Annotated in this window: 14 protein-coding genes; 8 read left to right on the top strand and 6 right to left on the bottom strand. The window is 54.7% G+C overall.

The features are described 5' to 3' along the window. Positions 1 to 192 precede the first annotated feature (192 nt). Positions 193 to 633, bottom strand: a complete 441-nt coding sequence (gene mioC / locus ABLV30_RS04350; RefSeq protein WP_265802161.1) for an FMN-binding protein MioC — start codon at positions 631 to 633, stop codon at positions 193 to 195. Between the two features lie 91 nt (positions 634 to 724). Next, a complete protein-coding gene (asnC, locus tag ABLV30_RS04345) occupies positions 725 to 1,183 on the bottom strand; it encodes a transcriptional regulator AsnC (RefSeq protein ID WP_004107306.1) in 459 nt (152 codons plus the stop codon). 152 nt (positions 1,184 to 1,335) lie between these two features. Here asnC and asnA point away from each other — a divergent pair, with 152 nt between their 5' ends. Then, positions 1,336 to 2,328: an aspartate--ammonia ligase gene (asnA, locus tag ABLV30_RS04340; protein ID WP_265802160.1), complete on the top strand. Its 993-nt coding sequence runs from the start codon at positions 1,336 to 1,338 to the stop codon at positions 2,326 to 2,328. A 7-nt stretch (positions 2,329 to 2,335) separates the two neighbouring features. Here the strand turns inward: asnA and viaA are convergent, their stop codons facing one another. Together viaA and ravA are read right to left on the bottom strand one after the other, a co-directional pair. Further along, positions 2,336 to 3,784, bottom strand: a complete 1,449-nt coding sequence (viaA, locus tag ABLV30_RS04335) for an ATPase RavA stimulator ViaA (RefSeq protein ID WP_014839869.1) — start codon at positions 3,782 to 3,784, stop codon at positions 2,336 to 2,338. Continuing rightward, positions 3,781 to 5,280, bottom strand: coding sequence for an ATPase RavA (gene ravA, locus ABLV30_RS04330; RefSeq protein ID WP_014227354.1), 1,500 nt, complete (start codon positions 5,278 to 5,280; stop codon positions 3,781 to 3,783). Before ravA ends, viaA begins: the two co-directional genes overlap by 4 nt. 217 nt (positions 5,281 to 5,497) lie before the next feature. Here ravA and kup point away from each other — a divergent pair, with 217 nt between their 5' ends. The 7 genes from kup (at position 5,498) to rbsR (ending at position 13,402) form a co-directional block, all read left to right on the top strand. Continuing rightward, on the top strand, positions 5,498 to 7,366 hold the full coding sequence (kup, locus tag ABLV30_RS04325) for a low affinity potassium transporter Kup (RefSeq protein ID WP_014227355.1): 1,869 nt from the start codon (positions 5,498 to 5,500) through the stop codon (positions 7,364 to 7,366). A gap of 184 nt (positions 7,367 to 7,550) precedes the next feature. Further along, entirely contained in the window at positions 7,551 to 7,970 is a 420-nt protein-coding gene (rbsD, locus tag ABLV30_RS04320) for a D-ribose pyranase (RefSeq protein WP_004855789.1), read from the top strand. A 10-nt stretch (positions 7,971 to 7,980) separates the two neighbouring features. Beyond that, entirely contained in the window at positions 7,981 to 9,486 is a 1,506-nt protein-coding gene (gene rbsA, locus ABLV30_RS04315) for a ribose ABC transporter ATP-binding protein RbsA (protein ID WP_009653315.1), read from the top strand. 5 nt (positions 9,487 to 9,491) lie between these two features. After that, on the top strand, positions 9,492 to 10,457 hold the full coding sequence (gene rbsC, locus ABLV30_RS04310; protein WP_004855792.1) for a ribose ABC transporter permease: 966 nt from the start codon (positions 9,492 to 9,494) through the stop codon (positions 10,455 to 10,457). 27 nt (positions 10,458 to 10,484) lie between these two features. Further along, a complete protein-coding gene (gene rbsB / locus ABLV30_RS04305) occupies positions 10,485 to 11,375 on the top strand; it encodes a ribose ABC transporter substrate-binding protein RbsB (RefSeq protein WP_004855794.1) in 891 nt (296 codons plus the stop codon). A gap of 98 nt (positions 11,376 to 11,473) precedes the next feature. Beyond that, positions 11,474 to 12,406 carry a ribokinase gene (gene rbsK / locus ABLV30_RS04300; protein WP_265802165.1) on the top strand — a complete coding sequence of 311 codons (933 nt, stop codon included), beginning with the start codon at positions 11,474 to 11,476 and terminating at the stop codon, positions 12,404 to 12,406. 3 nt (positions 12,407 to 12,409) lie between these two features. Further along, positions 12,410 to 13,402 (top strand): ribose operon transcriptional repressor RbsR, encoded by a 993-nt coding sequence (rbsR, locus tag ABLV30_RS04295; protein ID WP_014227359.1) that lies wholly within the window; start codon positions 12,410 to 12,412, stop codon positions 13,400 to 13,402. Here rbsR and mdtD read toward each other — a convergent pair. After that, positions 13,399 to 14,796 carry a multidrug transporter subunit MdtD gene (gene mdtD, locus ABLV30_RS04290; protein WP_348865558.1) on the bottom strand — a complete coding sequence of 466 codons (1,398 nt, stop codon included), beginning with the start codon at positions 14,794 to 14,796 and terminating at the stop codon, positions 13,399 to 13,401. The two genes, rbsR and mdtD, sit on opposite strands and share 4 nt — an antisense overlap. A 12-nt stretch (positions 14,797 to 14,808) precedes the next feature. Further along, on the bottom strand, positions 14,809 to 15,510 hold the full coding sequence (locus ABLV30_RS04285; protein ID WP_004855803.1) for a FadR/GntR family transcriptional regulator: 702 nt from the start codon (positions 15,508 to 15,510) through the stop codon (positions 14,809 to 14,811). Between the last annotated feature and the right edge of the window lie 337 nt (positions 15,511 to 15,847).

Raw genomic sequence — 15,847 nt, 5'->3', positions numbered from 1 at the left:
TTTAAGATCAAACGCTTAAGAAGGATCGCTTTCTGTGAATGATCGGTGATCCTGGTCCGTATAAGCTGGGATCAAAATGAAGGGTTATACACAGCACAAAAATCAGTCAAGGGTTATACTTTGGATAACTACCGGTTGATCCAAGCTTTTAAGCATAGTTATCCACAGAAGAAAGTATGATCTTTACAATTCTCAGAGCAAGTTTTTCCAGGATCCCAGCCAAATCTCGGCCGGATCTTCCGGAATTTCATGTTCGAGAACGTTAATTTTTAGCGTTTCACCGATCTGTTTTGCCCCGCAGGCGTTGAGCGCCGTCTCGAGCTTATCAATTGCTCCGCAGAAGGTATCGTATTCACGGCTACCGATGCCGACTGCGCCAAAACGGACCGCAGAGAGGTCGACCTGCTTCTCCTGAAGCGCTTCATAGAAAGGCAGAAGATTATCGGGAATGTCCCCGGCGCCATGCGTCGAAGAGATAACCAGCCAGATCCCTTTCGCCTGCAGATCGTCGATCAGCGGGCCGTGCTGAATAGTCGTGCTGTGTCCAGCCTCTTCCAGCTTTTCCGCCAGATGTTCTGATACATATTCTGCGCTACCCAGCGTACTGCCGCTGATAAGAGTTATCTCTGCCATGATCGCCCGCTCCACTATTCAGAGTGGCGTATTGTACGCTGTGAGCGAGCTGGGATCTACCTGTGGAAAAATGTGGGATTAAAAAGCCCGATCACGGGCGGATGGTACGCATAATCGGGTTTTGCAGGACGATCAGCGTTTCAGTGGACTGAATTTCATCAATTGTTTGGATCTTGTTGATAAGTACATGCTGGAGCGCATCAATCGATCGGCACATCACTTTTATAAAGATACTGTAGTGTCCGGTGGTGTAATAGGCTTCAGTAACCTCATCCAGGCTGTTTAGCCTGGCCAGCGCGGAGGGGTAGTCTTTCGCGCTCTTCAGAATGATGCCGATAAAACATCCTACATCGTAACCCAGCTGCTTGGGGCTGACGTCGATGCGTGCGCCGGTAATAATTCCGGCCTGCTTCATTTTCTCTACCCGCACGTGAATGGTCCCCGGGCTGACGCCAAACTGTTTTGCCAGTTCAGCATAGGCGGTGCGCGCGTTGGCCATTAAGGCCTCTAGAATGCCGCGGTCCAGATTGTCGATCTGATAATTTTCCATAGGTTTTTCTTATGAAGTTTGACGAATATTTCTATTTTAGCCTCAAATTTTAATGAATCAAAATCGATGCAGGCTTTTTGTTGTTGGATTATTGAATTGCAGCGCTGTTTTGTTGCTTAATCAATGGCAACAGGACGCAGGAGTTATAAAAAATGAAAACCGCATACATCGCAAAACAACGCCAGATTAGTTTCGTTAAGTCACACTTTTCCCGCCAGCTTGAAGAGAAGCTCGGCCTGATCGAAGTCCAGGCGCCGATCTTAAGCCGCGTGGGCGATGGGACCCAGGATAACCTCTCTGGTTGCGAAAAAGCGGTTCAGGTTAAAGTGAAAACACTGCCAGACGCCCAGTTCGAAGTGGTTCATTCACTGGCGAAGTGGAAGCGTCAAACCCTGGGACAACACGACTTCAGCGCGGGCGAAGGGCTGTACACGCACATGAAGGCCCTTCGTCCCGATGAAGACCGATTAACTCCCATCCATTCCGTTTACGTTGACCAGTGGGACTGGGAGCGCGTAATGGGCGACGGAGAGCGCCACAGCGGCACGCTGAAAGCAACCGTTGAAGCGATCTATGCCGGGATCAAAGCGACCGAAGACGCCGTCAGTAAAGCGTTTGGCCTCACGCCTTTCTTGCCGGAGACGATCCAGTTTGTTCACAGCGAGGAGCTTTTAAGTCGCTATCCGGATCTTGATGCCAAGGGCCGCGAGCGGGCGATCGCGAAAGAGCTGGGCGCGGTATTCCTGATCGGTATCGGCGGCAAGCTTTCCGATGGCCAGCGTCACGACGTTCGCGCGCCGGATTACGATGACTGGAGCACGCCTGCCGCTGAAGGCTATGCCGGTCTGAACGGTGATATTCTGGTGTGGAACCCGGTGCTTGAAGATGCATTCGAGCTCTCTTCAATGGGGATCCGCGTCGATGCCGAAGCGCTGAAGCGTCAGCTCGCGATGACCGGCGACGAAGATCGCCTGCAGCTGGAATGGCACCAGGCGCTGCTGCGCGGAGAGATGCCGCAGACGATTGGCGGCGGCATTGGCCAGTCTCGCCTGACGATGCTGCTGCTGCAGCTTGAGCATATCGGCCAGGTGCAGTGCGGCGTGTGGCCAACCCAGGTTCGTCAAAGCGTTGCTGCGCTTCTTTAATCAGTGATTAACGCCGCCAGCGTCTCAGCAGGCGGCTACGCAACCCGGTATCAAAGCGCCAGATATGATCGAATACGCGCATAATGCCGGGCTTGCCGTGTACCGACATCGCCACCGCATGAAAACGATGTTGATGTTTATGCTGTAGCTCTCCCACCTTATTGATCACCTCATCCGGCAAGCGCTGGGCGATAAAATCAGAAATCACCACCGCATCAGCATCGACCCACTGCGGATTCTGCATACGCTCAATCACCGCCCGGAAGCAGCTGGCCAGATCGGTGCCGCCGCGAAAGCGCTGGCTCAAGAAACGAATCGCCTGTTCCAGCCCCTGCGGGCCGGTGAGTTCGTAGTGCACCACTTCGCTGGAAAACAGCATAATGAAGCAGCGGCGGTTATCCGCCAGAGCGACCCGCATCAGCGCCAGACAAAACGCCTTGGCGCACTGTTCATTGAAACCGCCCATTGAGCCGGAAGTATCGACGCAGACGATAAACGGCCCGCGCGGCTGTTCATCAACGTCCTGGCGCGTTACCGGCCGTTCGGTGATCTTTTCCTTCCACGCATCACCATGTAGTCGATAGGTCAGCAGCTGCTTTTCAACCAGCTTGCGGTAGAACTCAAACTCCAGCTCGGTGATGCCGAGGGTGGCCAGCTCAGGCGGCAGCAGACGTAGAATATCGTCGCTCTGCTGAAGACCGTCGACCTGCTCCGGTACGGTAGCCGGTTCGCGCACCAGGCTGCGGAAGGTCTCCATCGGCGCATCTTTTTTCGGCACCGCTTTCGCTTCACGCGAGCGCCCCAGCTGTTCGGCGAGCTGCATGAGTTCAGGTTGTTGGCTTAAAAAGTCCCCGTAGCGAACGATCAGCTGGTAATCGCCTCGCTTCAGCTCTCCGGCGCTCATGTCCCACAGGTGTCCCGCCGCATTATCATTCTCCACCAGCACGGGCTCGAGCTGGCCGCTGAGGGTCATGCGCTCCTGAACTTCGCTCAGCAGCTGATCGCGCTCTTCATCCAGCAGCTGCTGATTAAGAGAGGTTGCCTGCACCACCAGGCTCAGACGCCAGCGCTGAAGGAATAACGTGTGCAGCGCCGGCGTAAAGGTGCTGTTGTTGTCCACCAGCTGCTGCGCCTGGCTGGCAAAAGGGGAGTGCAGCTTATGCAGCTGGCTCAGAATTTGCGGCAGCTGGACGATAAACTGCGAGGTGGAAAGCCGCTGTGATTGCTGATAGCACTGAACTTCCGCATCCAGCTCGGGCGGGACGTTGGTCTCTTTTAGTCGCGATCTGACCGCTTCCCGCCAGCGAGGAATGTCGGCGGCGATAATATTTTTGAGCCGCGGAAATTTTTCAAAGAATACCGCGAGTTGAGGCGCTGCCAGCAGGGCCAGCAGCATCTCATCGATCATGCCCTCTTCGCCGACTGCCAGCATGACATTCAGCATGTCCAGCGTCATGACTGGCGGGCCTGTTTAATCTGCGTTCCCACGTCCTGCAGGCTGGCTTCAATGCGCCCCAGCCACTCGCCGGGAATAAACAGACATTTTTGCTGTTCGCTGAAGCGGTTATGTTGCTGATGCCATTCGTCGTCCAGCGCCTCCAGCTGTTGCCTGATTTCTGCCGGCATATTTTCCCGTGATTCGCTACCGGGCAGGGAGAGTCGCGACCCCTGCAGGCTCACATCGCGCACGACCAGATGCTGGCTGGTATCGACATCCATATTCAGCTGCTGGGCAAAACCAATGCCGTTGAGCTTGCCGCGGATCTCACCCCCTTTCTCCAGCCAGTGAGCAAGCTCTTCACGAACAAACGTAATATGAATCACTTCCAGGTCGTGCAGTTTTAGCGGCTGCTGGAGAAGCAGCGTTAGCGTGGGGTCCTGCACTTCAGCAGGCAGTTCATAATGAGGTTTACGGCTGAACATCCCGCCGAGACGGGTGACTTTTAGCGCGGTCTTATCGCTTTGCTGCTGTTGAAGCTGAATGCGCCGTTGAATAATCGACCCGAGGCGGGTGAGCATCGCCTGCTGCTGCCAGGCGTGGCTGGTCATTAAGGTCTCAATCTGCACGGACATCAGATTCATCGTCTCAATATTGTGCCACAGGCAATCCTTCAGCAGGATCAGGTCTATTGGCGCAATGGTGTCGCGGCCGCTGAAAAAGGCGCTGGCCTGCAGCAGACGAATGGCTTTTTTCCAGCGACGATCTGAGACGTAGGGCGCGTTTGGCAACGTATCCAGCTGCTGGCGCAGCTGGAAAATCAGTTCAAATACGCTGTCCGGTAGCTTCACGCTGCCGATATCCTGCTGCCATTGCAGAAATTCCTCGTCGCTGACCTGCAAACTCGCCGGGACAGGATTACTGTTCTCGTCCTGCTGGCTTATCAGCATTGAGCGGAAGTTCGTTTTATCCTGTACCTTATCCAGCCATAGGCGAATAAGCATACGATCGTATAAGGCTTCCAGACTGTTGTCTGCCTCCGGGAGCTCGTTCGACGCCGCCACCAGCAGGCGCATGGGGATCTTCTCTTCGGTCGCCCCGTTGCGGAAATGGCGTTCGTTTATCGCCGTCAGCAGCGTATTGAGAATTGCCGGGCCCGCTTTCCAGATCTCATCGAGAAAAACAATTTCAGCTTCCGGAAGATAGCCGGCGGTCAAACGTTCGTAGCGCCCTTCATCTTTCAGCGCCTGAATGGAGAGTGGGCCAAAGACCTCTTCCGGCGTGGAGAAACGGGTCATCAGGTATTCAAATGCGCGAGCCTGCTGGAAGGCGAACTTGAGGCGACGGGCAATCAGGCTTTTGGCGATCCCCGGCGGGCCCAGCAGAAAAACGCTCTCGCCGCTGAGGGCGGCAAGCAGGCAAAGGCGTATTGCGTGGCTGCGTTCGAAGAGTCCTTTTTCCAGCGCGGCGCTGAGCCGGGAAATTCTTTCTGCCAGTAAATGTGATTGAGCCATAATAGAGTTGCGTGCTTTTTAGAATGTCGTTGTTAGGTCGAGTATAGATGTTTGATTAGGGGTGGTAATAGCCTGAAGAATCGATTTATTTTCTTTGAGTCAGGTTAAGATGATGTCAGTTAGGGGTACGATTCAGCAAATAATCGTGCATACTGTGCGCTTTTTGTGGGCCAAGGGACTAGGCACACATTTGTTTTATAAACGAAAAGACTAGTCTATGAGCACTGATAATAAGCAATCGCTGCCGGCAATAACGCTGGCGGCAATCGGCGTGGTATACGGCGATATCGGCACCAGTCCACTGTATACACTTCGTGAATGTCTGTCAGGTCAGTTTGGCTTTGGCGTTGAGCGTGATGCTGTTTTTGGCTTCCTGTCGCTCATTTTTTGGCTATTAATTCTTACTGTTTCACTCAAATACATCACCTTCGTGATGCGGGCAGATAACGCCGGTGAAGGCGGGATCCTGACGTTAATGTCGCTGGCGGGGCGAAACACTTCCGCGCGCGCCACGTCCATCCTGGTGATCCTTGGGCTTATCGGCGGCAGCTTCTTTTATGGCGAGGTGGTCATTACCCCTGCCATCTCGGTGATGTCGGCGATAGAAGGTCTGGAAATTATCGCTCCGGACCTGGATACCTGGGTTGTGCCCATATCCATCATTGTCCTGACGCTGCTATTTGCCATTCAAAAGCACGGTACCAGCATGGTGGGTAAGCTGTTCGCGCCGATTATGCTGATCTGGTTCCTGCTGCTGGCGGTACTGGGCGCGCGCAGTATTTTCGCTAACCCTGAAGTGCTGCAGGCGTTGAACCCTTACTGGGCGGTTCATTTCTTCCTCGAATATAAAACCGTCTCGTTTGTGGCGCTGGGGGCGGTGGTGCTGTCGATTACCGGCGTGGAAGCGCTGTATGCCGACATGGGGCATTTCGGCAAATTGCCGATTCGCCTGGCCTGGTTTTCGGTCGTGCTGCCTTCGCTGGTACTGAACTACTTTGGTCAGGGGGCGCTGCTGCTTAAACATCCGGAAGCGATTAAAAACCCGTTCTTTCTGCTGGCGCCGGAGTGGGCGCTGATCCCAATGCTGATCATTGCCGCCCTGGCGACGGTTATCGCTTCCCAGGCGGTTATCTCCGGCGTCTTCTCTCTGACTCGCCAGGCCGTGCGTCTGGGGTACCTGTCGCCGATGCGTATTATTCACACCTCGGAAATGGAGTCCGGGCAGATTTACATCCCGTTTATCAACTGGCTGCTCTATATCTCGGTGGTCATCGTTATTGTTAACTTTGAGCACTCCTCGAATCTGGCGGCGGCATACGGTATTGCGGTGACGGGAACGATGGTGCTGACCACCATTTTGTTCACGACGGTGGCGCGGCAAAACTGGCACTGGAATAAGTTTATTGTGGCGCTGCTGCTGGTTGCCTTTATGTGCATTGATATCCCGCTCTTCTCCGCGAACCTCGATAAAATCGTCTCCGGCGGCTGGCTGCCTCTGACCCTCGGTCTGGTGATGTTTACCATCATGACCACCTGGAAGAGCGAACGTTTCCGCCTTCTGCGTCGGATGCATGAGCACGGTAATTCTCTGGAGGCGATGATCTCTTCTCTTGAAAAATCGCCGCCGGTTCGCGTGCCGGGTACCGCTGTTTATATGTCCCGGGCGCTGAACGTGATTCCTTTCGCGCTGTTGCACAACCTGAAGCATAACAAGGTGCTGCACGAGCGGGTGATTTTGCTCACGCTGCGTACCGAAGACGCGCCGTACGTACATAACGTTCGTCGCGTACAGATTGAACAGATATCGCCGTCGTTCTGGCGCGTCGTTGCCAGCTACGGCTGGCGCGAAACGCCGAACGTCGAAGAGGTTTTCCACCGCTGCGGGCTGGAAGGCCTGAGCTGCCGGATGATGGAGACCTCCTTCTTTATGTCGCATGAGTCGTTGATCATCGGCAAGCGGCCGTGGTATCTGCGCCTGCGCGGCAAGCTGTATCTGCTGCTGCAGCGCAACGCCCTGCGGGCGCCGGATCAGTTCGAAATCCCGCCTAACCGGGTTATTGAACTCGGCACCCAGGTTGAGATTTGATTCACTAGGGCCCTTCTTAATGAAGGGCTTTTTTGTTTTATCTGCTCGCTTCAGACTTTCTCGCTGCTGCGTTGCGAAACGTTTCGATGACGATCACAATTCTCACATCTGGTGATGGTTTTCTGTTCTCTTATTGCTAATACTTATACCAGCGAAACGTTTCGCTAATGGAGCAAAAGAAAAAATGAAAAAAGGTACCGTCCTCAATGCTGATATCTCGTCGGTCATCTCCCGTCTGGGGCATACCGATACGCTGGTTGTTTGCGACGCTGGTTTACCGGTTCCCCGCAGCAGCGCGCGTATTGATATGGCGTTAACCCACGGGGTTCCCTCCTTTATGCAGGTTCTGGAGGTGGTGACGAGCGAAATGCAGGTTGAAGCGGCTATCCTGGCGGAAGAGATTAAAACCCTTAATCCGCAGCTCCATGCGACGTTGCTCACTCACCTTGAGCAGCTGCAGCAGCACCAGGGAAACACCATTGAAATTCGTTACACCAGTCATGAGCAGTTTAAAAAAGAAACCGCAGACAGTCAGGCGGTGATTCGCAGCGGGGAGTGTTCCCCGTATGCGAACGTTATTCTCTGTGCCGGCGTGACGTTCTGAGGTCGCCGATATGGAAGCCTTATTGCAACTAAAAGGGATCGATAAAGCGTTCCCTGGCGTCAAGGCGCTCTCCGGCGCCTCGCTAAATGTCTATCCAGGTCGCGTGATGGCGCTGGTCGGGGAGAACGGTGCCGGCAAATCTACCATGATGAAGGTGCTGACCGGTATCTACTCCCGCGATGCCGGTTCGCTGCTGTGGTTGGGGAAAGAGACCACTTTCAACGGACCTAAATCTTCTCAGGAAGCCGGAATCGGCATCATTCACCAGGAACTCAACCTGATCCCCCAGCTGACGATCGCCGAGAATATTTTCCTCGGTCGTGAGTTTGTGAATCGCTTTGGCAAAATTGACTGGAAAACGATGTATGCCGAAGCTGACAAGCTATTGGCAAAGCTGAACTTACGCTTCAACAGCCAAAAGCTGGTGGGCGATTTGTCGATCGGCGATCAGCAGATGGTCGAGATCGCTAAAGTGCTGAGCTTTGAGTCGAAGGTCATCATTATGGATGAGCCCACCGACGCGCTAACCGACACCGAGACCGAATCCCTGTTCCGCGTGATCCGCGAACTGAAATCGCAGGGGCGCGGTATTGTCTATATCTCTCACCGTATGAAAGAGATCTTCGAGATTTGCGATGACGTCACGGTCTTCCGCGATGGGCAGTTTATCGCCGAGCGCGAAGTGGCCAGCCTGGATGAAGATCTGCTGATTGAGATGATGGTCGGCCGCAAGCTGGAGGATCAGTATCCGCATCTGGACAAAGCTCCGGGCGCGGTTCGCCTTAAGGTCGACAACCTGTGTGGATCAGGGGTGGAGAACATCTCCTTTATTCTGCGCCAGGGCGAAATCCTCGGCGTCGCCGGGCTGATGGGCGCCGGACGAACCGAACTGATGAAGGTGCTGTACGGTGCGCTGCCGCGCAGCAGCGGATCGGTTACCCTGGATGGGCATGAGGTCATTACGCGTTCTCCGCAGGATGGCCTGGCCAACGGCATTGTTTATATCTCCGAAGACCGCAAGCGCGATGGTTTAGTGCTCGGCATGTCGGTTAAAGAGAATATGTCGCTCACCGCGCTGCGTTACTTCAGCCGCGGCGGCGGTAGCCTGAAGCATAAAGATGAACAGCAGGCGGTAGGTGATTTTATCCGCCTGTTTAATGTGAAAACGCCGTCGATGGAGCAGGCTATTGGGCTGCTATCGGGCGGTAACCAGCAGAAGGTGGCGATTGCCCGCGGCTTGATGACCCGTCCGAAGGTGCTGATCCTTGATGAACCGACCCGCGGCGTCGACGTCGGGGCGAAGAAAGAGATCTACCAGCTGATTAACCAGTTTAAAGCCGAAGGCCTGAGCATCATTCTGGTCTCTTCGGAGATGCCGGAAGTGCTGGGCATGAGCGATCGCATCATGGTGATGCATGAAGGGCACCTCGGCGGTGAATTCACACGCGAGCAGGCCACCCAGGAAGTATTGATGGCTGCCGCTGTGGGCAAGCTTAACCGTGTGAATCAGGAGTAAAAAAGATGAATAACCCGGCTGTTTCTGGTCGTCGCTACTTCACAAAAGCGTGGCTGATGGAGCAAAAATCGCTGATTGCCCTGCTGGTGCTGATTGCGATTGTCTCGACCATGAGCCCCAACTTTTTTACCGTGAATAACCTGTTCAATATTCTGCAGCAGACTTCAGTTAACGCCATTATGGCGGTCGGGATGACGCTGGTTATCCTGACTTCGGGCATCGACCTGTCCGTCGGCTCCCTGCTGGCGCTGACCGGCGCGGTGGCGGCTTCCATTGTGGGGATTGAGGTCAACGCGCTGGTGGCGGTGGCCGCTGCGCTGGCGTTAGGTGCGGCAATTGGCGCCGTGACCGGCGTAATCGTGGCGAAAGGGCGCGTACAGGCATTTATCGCCACGCTGGTCATGATGTTGCTGCTGCGCGGCGTGACGATGGTGTATACCAACGGCAGCCCGGTAAACACCGGCTTTACCGACAACGCCGATCTGTTTGGCTGGTTCGGGATTGGCCGTCCGCTTGGGATCCCAACGCCGGTGTGGATTATGGCGATCGTCTTCCTGGCCGCCTGGTACATGCTGCACCATACCCGCCTGGGTCGTTATATCTACGCGCTCGGCGGCAACGAAGCGGCAACGCGTCTTTCCGGCATCAGCGTGAATAAAGTTAAAATCATCGTCTATTCTTTGTGCGGCATGCTGGCCTCGCTGGCCGGCATTATTGAGGTCGCGCGTCTCTCTTCCGCGCAGCCGACGGCGGGCACCGGATATGAACTGGATGCGATTGCGGCGGTGGTGCTCGGCGGTACCAGCCTTGCGGGCGGTAAAGGCCGTATTGTCGGGACGCTGATTGGCGCGTTGATCCTTGGCTTTCTGAACAACGGACTGAATTTATTAGGCGTTTCATCCTATTACCAGATGATCGTGAAAGCGGTGGTTATTTTGCTGGCGGTACTGGTAGATAACAAGAAGCAGTAACTGATAACTCTACAGGACATCTTAACTATGAATATGAAAAAACTGGCGACCCTGGTCTCTGCTGTAGCGTTAAGTGCGACCGTAAGCGCAAACGCGATGGCAAAAGACACTATCGCTCTGGTTATCTCAACCCTTAACAACCCGTTCTTTGTCTCGCTGAAGGATGGCGCGCAAAAAGAAGCGGACAAACTGGGCTATAACCTGGTGGTTCTGGACTCTCAGAATAACCCGGCCAAAGAGCTGGCTAACGTGCAGGATTTAACCGTTCGTGGTACCAAACTGCTGCTGATCAACCCAACGGATTCCGATGCGGTGGGTAACGCCGTGAAGCTGGCTAACCAGGCTAAAATTCCGGTTATCACCCTCGACCGTCAGGCGTCAAAAGGCGACGTGGTGAGCCATATCGCGTCTGATAACGTGCTGGGCGGTAAGATGGCTGGTGACTATATCGCGAAGAAAGTCGGTGAAAGCGCGAAGATCATTGAACTACAGGGCATTGCCGGGACGTCCGCGGCGCGCGAGCGTGGCGAAGGTTTCCAGCAGGCCGTTGCTGCGCATAAGTTTAACGTTCTGGCCAGCCAGCCGGCAGATTTTGACCGTACCAAGGGCCTGAACGTCATGCAGAACCTGCTGACGGCGCATCCTGATGTACAGGCCGTATTCGCCCAAAACGATGAAATGGCGCTGGGCGCGCTGCGTGCCCTGCAAACGGCAGGCAAATCTGATGTGATGGTTGTTGGATTTGACGGCACTCCGGATGGCGAAAAAGCGGTAAATAGTGGCAAACTGGCAGCGACCATCGCCCAGTTACCGGAGCAGATCGGCGTGAAAGGCGTTGAGACAGCCGATAAAGTGCTGAAGGGCGAAAAAGTGGAAACCAGCTATCCGGTTGAGTTGAAACTGGTCATTAAGCAATAATGTGCGATTCGGATCGGTGACGGTCCGAGGGACAACATAATAAAGAAAAGCAGGGCATGCGCCACCGGATTCCGGTGGCGCGCTTTCCGGGAATATTGATTATGAAAACCGCAGGCAAACTTGTCGTCCTTGGCAGTATCAACGCCGATCACATCCTGAATCTTGACGCCTTCCCAACGCCGGGTGAAACCGTTACCGGTCATCACTATCAGGTCGCTTTTGGCGGTAAGGGCGCAAACCAGGCGGTTGCTGCCGGACGCAGCGGAGCCAATATCGCCTTTATCGCCTGTACCGGCGATGATGATATTGGCGAACGCGTTCGTCGTCAGCTGAAAAGCGATAATATCGACGTCGCGCCGATCAGGGCCGTTGCCGGAGAATCAACCGGCGTGGCGCTGATTTTTGTTAACGCTGAAGGTGAGAATACTATCGGTATTCATGCTGGCGCTAACGCCGCGCTCAGCGTGGCTCAGGTTGATGCGGAAAAAGGGCGTATTGCCGGCGCGCAGGCGCTGCTGATGCAGCTGGAATCGCCGCTGGAAAGCGTACTGGCCGCGGCGAAAATCGCTCACCAGAATCAAACCTCAGTTATCCTCAATCCGGCGCCGGCACGTGAACTGCCCGATGATCTGCTCACGCTGGTGGATATCATTACCCCTAACGAGACCGAAGCGGAAAAGCTCACCGGCGTTCGCGTAGAAAGCGACGATGATGCGGCAAAAGCCGCCAAAGTGCTCCATGATAAAGGTATTGGTACGGTGATCATTACGCTTGGCAGCCGTGGCGTATGGGCCAGCAGCGAAGGTGAAGGTCGTCGGGTTCCCGGTTTTAAAGTGCAGGCGGTTGATACCATCGCCGCTGGCGATACCTTTAATGGTGCGCTGGTCACCGCGCTGCTTGAAGGTAGCGAACTGGCGCAGGCGATTCGTTTTGCCCATGCCGCCGCCGCTATCGCCGTCACCCGCAAAGGGGCTCAGCCCTCCGTGCCCTGGCGAAAAGAAATAGACGAATTTTTACGTCAACAGGGGTAACGATTGGCTACCATGAAGGATGTAGCCCGCATTGCGGGCGTTTCCACTTCGACGGTTTCTCATGTCATCAACAAAGATCGTTTCGTTAGCGAAGCTATTACCGCTAAAGTCGACGCCGCGATTAAGAGCCTGAACTACGCGCCGTCCGCGCTGGCGCGCAGTCTCAAATTAAATCAAACCCGCACCATAGGCATGCTCATTACCGCCAGTACCAATCCGTTTTACTCGGAGCTGGTGCGCGGCGTGGAGCGCAGCTGCTTTGAACGGGGTTATAGCCTTGTGCTGTGTAATACCGAAGGCGATGAACAGCGGATGAACCGTAATCTGGAGACGCTGATGCAAAAGCGCGTCGATGGTTTACTGCTGCTGTGCACTGAAACGCATCAACCTTCGCCGGAGATTATGCAGCGCTACCCTTCTGTACCGACGGTGATGATGGACTGGGCGCCGTTCGACGGCGATAGCGATCTGATTCAGGATAACTCTCTGCTGGGCGGCGATATGGCGACGCAGTATCTGATCGACCAGGGCTATACGCGGATTGCCTGTATTGCGGGTCCGCTGGATAAAACTCCTGCCCGACTGCGCCTGGAGGGATATCAGGAAGCGATGGCCCGAGCCGGACTCACGGTACCTGAAGGATATGTGATTAGCAGCGATTTTGAGTTTGGCGGCGGTTTCAGCGCCATGCAGAAGCTGCTGATGCTGCCAGCGCTGCCGCAGGCGGTGTTTATCGGTAACGATGCGATGGCGGTAGGCGCCTATCAGGCCCTTTATCAGAGCGGTCTGCGTATCCCACAGGATATGGCGCTGGTAGGTTATGACGACATTGAACTGGCGCGCTATATGACGCCGCCGTTAACCACAATTCATCAACCGAAAGATGAACTGGGCGAGCTGGCCATCGATGTGCTGATTCACCGTATGGCCGACCCGGGACAAAAACAGCAGCGCGTACAGTTAACCCCCGAGCTGGTAGTTCGCGGCTCAGCCTAACGTTTGTGCCGCTCCTTAATCAGGTTGCGGCCATCTTTTGCTCTTAATAAGGTAAATACCATCGCCGATACCACGGTGATAACCCCCATGGTAATAAAGGTGTAGTGAAACTGCTCGATGGTATTTGCGCTATCGAATCCTTCATAAAACCGCAGCACCGCCGCGCTAACGGCGACCCCGAGACTGATCGATAGCTGCTGCGTCACGGCCAACATGCTGTTGCCGCTGCTGGCGTTTTCATCGGTTAAATCGGCGAGCGTGATGGTGTTCATGGAGGTGAACTGGGTGGACATTGCCATTCCCAGAATGAAGAGCGGCAGCAGCAGCATCCAGATCGACATATCCGGCGATTGCAGCGAAAACTGAGCGATCATCAGGCCAATAAATATCGTGACCCCAACCAGCGTTTTACGGTAACCAAACCAGCGAAGAATCTGGGTGACGGTTGATTTCGCAATAATCGAACCAACAGCCGTAGGCGCTATCATGCAGCCGGCGACGATCGCCGGATAACCGAAGCCAACCTGTAACATCAGCGGCATCAGGAACGGAACGCAACCGGTACCCAGGCGCGTGGCCAGGTTTCCCGCAATCCCGACAGAGAAAGTATGCGTCTTAAATAAAGAAAGCGAAATGAGCGGCGTGGGATGGCGGCGAGCGTGACGAATATAGGCCCACAGTAAAACGATGCTCAGGGCGATAACCGCCAGAGCCATCCATGTGGCGACAATTTTCTCGCCAAACAGCTCGATTCCGCTGGAAAACAGAACCAGGCTCAGGCCAGACAGGATAAAACCGAGCGTGTCGAAGCGGCGCCGTGGCGTGGTGAAATCCGGCATATACTTGCGGGCATACACGATCCCGATAATACCGATGGGAATATTAATCAGGAAAATCCAGTGCCAGCTAGCCCAGGTCACCAGTACGCCGCCGAGCACGGGACCGAGGATAGGGCCGACCAGTCCAGGCATCGTGACGAAGTTGAGCACCGGCAGCAGTTCGCTGCGCGGATAGGCGCGCAGTAGCGCCAGCCTGGCTACCGGCATCATCATGGCCCCGCCGATGCCCTGAATGACGCGGAAGATAACCAGTTCCATCAGGGAGTTGGAAAGCGCGCAGGCCAGGGAACCGAGGGTAAACAGGCTGACGGCGATGATAAACACTTTTCGCGTGCCGAAGCGGTCGGCCAGCCAACCGCTGACCGGGATAAGCATGGCCACCGTCAGCGTATAGCTGATAATGGCCGACTGCATCGCTAGCGGTGAACGGTTGAGACTATGGGCGATAGCGGGAAGGGCTGTATTCAGAATGGTGGCGTCGAGCGCCTGCATAAAAAAAGCCATCGCTGCGATCCATGGCAGCCCGGCCATACTGCGGGCTTTCTTTTTGGTCATTCGATACCCTTGCTATTTATCGGAATGGTTGGGAGCGCTCAACAACGCCTGGCAGGCGCTCAGCGCCCGCAAGCCGTCGCTATCCAGAATGGCATCAACGATTGCCTGGTGCAGATCCAGTTTCACCACTTCATTCTGCGTAATCGACGTGAAGTAGGTGTGATAGACCGAATGAAATAAAGAAGCGAAAGAGATCAGGAAAGGGTTGCCGCTCATTTCATATATATGTTCATGCCAGGCCATATCGACTTCAATCCAGCGTTCGCGCTGAAAGTTCCTCTTCAGCTCAACCATCTCCTCCATCAAAGCGTTGAGCTGGGCTTTTTGCTCCGGCGTCCCTGAGGTTGACGCCAGGAAACAGGCTTGAGGTTCCAGACTGCCGCGCATCACGAGGAAATGGCTGACAACATCGGAGAAGTTATCTTCTGTTAACCACCAGGCCAGGAGTTCTTTATCGAGAAAGTTCCAGCTGCTGCGTGGCATCACCCGCGTTCCGATGCGCGGCCGTGGTAAAAGCATGCCTTTTGCCGCTAGCGTCTTCACCGCTTCACGCACGGCGGTGCGGCTCACGCCAAACTGCTCGCCCAGTTCCATCTCGCCTGGAAGGATACTTTCTGGCTGATATTCACCGGTCAAAATTTTTTGAGCCAGCTTCTCCGCTAATACCCAGGAGATATTCTTTTGTGCCGCCAACTGCTGTGCGCTTAAAGACATACGTGCCGTTCCTTTCTCTTTTTTACCTTACCAGTATGCCATCTGGCGGCTTACTTCGTTGGTTAAAACGGCAAAACGCCGGTTTTTTGCTACATTACGCGCCGTAATGATGAAAAAAGAGGCGGTTAAAAAGTTTTTTGCATTTAGCCCTTGTCACTTCGGAATAACTCCCTATAATGCGCCTCCACTGACACGGAACAACGGCTTACAGCCCGCCGGGTCAGCGGGATTCAGCGATGAATACCGGCAGAGAAAAGCGAAATTAAACGCTTGACTCTGAATGAGGAAAGCGTAATATACGCCACCTCGCAACGGTGAGCGAAAGCCGCGTTGCACT

It is taken from the genome of Klebsiella sp. CN_Kp113 (assembly GCF_040064585.1).
GTDB lineage: Bacteria > Pseudomonadota > Gammaproteobacteria > Enterobacterales > Enterobacteriaceae > Klebsiella > Klebsiella michiganensis.
This window is presented reverse-complemented; position numbering and strand designations above follow the sequence as displayed.

What these genes read in the sequence shown, in the direction of transcription:
- mioC (WP_265802161.1), bottom strand. Translation starts at nt 633, where the DNA reads ATGGCAGAGATAACTCTTATCAGCGGCAGTACGCTGGGTAGCGCAGAA.
- asnC (WP_004107306.1), bottom strand. Translation starts at nt 1,183, where the DNA reads ATGGAAAATTATCAGATCGACAATCTGGACCGCGGCATTCTAGAGGCC.
- asnA (WP_265802160.1), top strand. Translation starts at nt 1,336, where the DNA reads ATGAAAACCGCATACATCGCAAAACAACGCCAGATTAGTTTCGTTAAG.
- viaA (WP_014839869.1), bottom strand. Translation starts at nt 3,784, where the DNA reads ATGACGCTGGACATGCTGAATGTCATGCTGGCAGTCGGCGAAGAGGGC.
- ravA (WP_014227354.1), bottom strand. Translation starts at nt 5,280, where the DNA reads ATGGCTCAATCACATTTACTGGCAGAAAGAATTTCCCGGCTCAGCGCC.
- kup (WP_014227355.1), top strand. Translation starts at nt 5,498, where the DNA reads ATGAGCACTGATAATAAGCAATCGCTGCCGGCAATAACGCTGGCGGCA.
- rbsD (WP_004855789.1), top strand. Translation starts at nt 7,551, where the DNA reads ATGAAAAAAGGTACCGTCCTCAATGCTGATATCTCGTCGGTCATCTCC.
- rbsA (WP_009653315.1), top strand. Translation starts at nt 7,981, where the DNA reads ATGGAAGCCTTATTGCAACTAAAAGGGATCGATAAAGCGTTCCCTGGC.
- rbsC (WP_004855792.1), top strand. Translation starts at nt 9,492, where the DNA reads ATGAATAACCCGGCTGTTTCTGGTCGTCGCTACTTCACAAAAGCGTGG.
- rbsB (WP_004855794.1), top strand. Translation starts at nt 10,485, where the DNA reads ATGAATATGAAAAAACTGGCGACCCTGGTCTCTGCTGTAGCGTTAAGT.
- mdtD (WP_348865558.1), bottom strand. Translation starts at nt 14,796, where the DNA reads ATGACCAAAAAGAAAGCCCGCAGTATGGCCGGGCTGCCATGGATCGCA.
- ABLV30_RS04285 (WP_004855803.1), bottom strand. Translation starts at nt 15,510, where the DNA reads ATGTCTTTAAGCGCACAGCAGTTGGCGGCACAAAAGAATATCTCCTGG.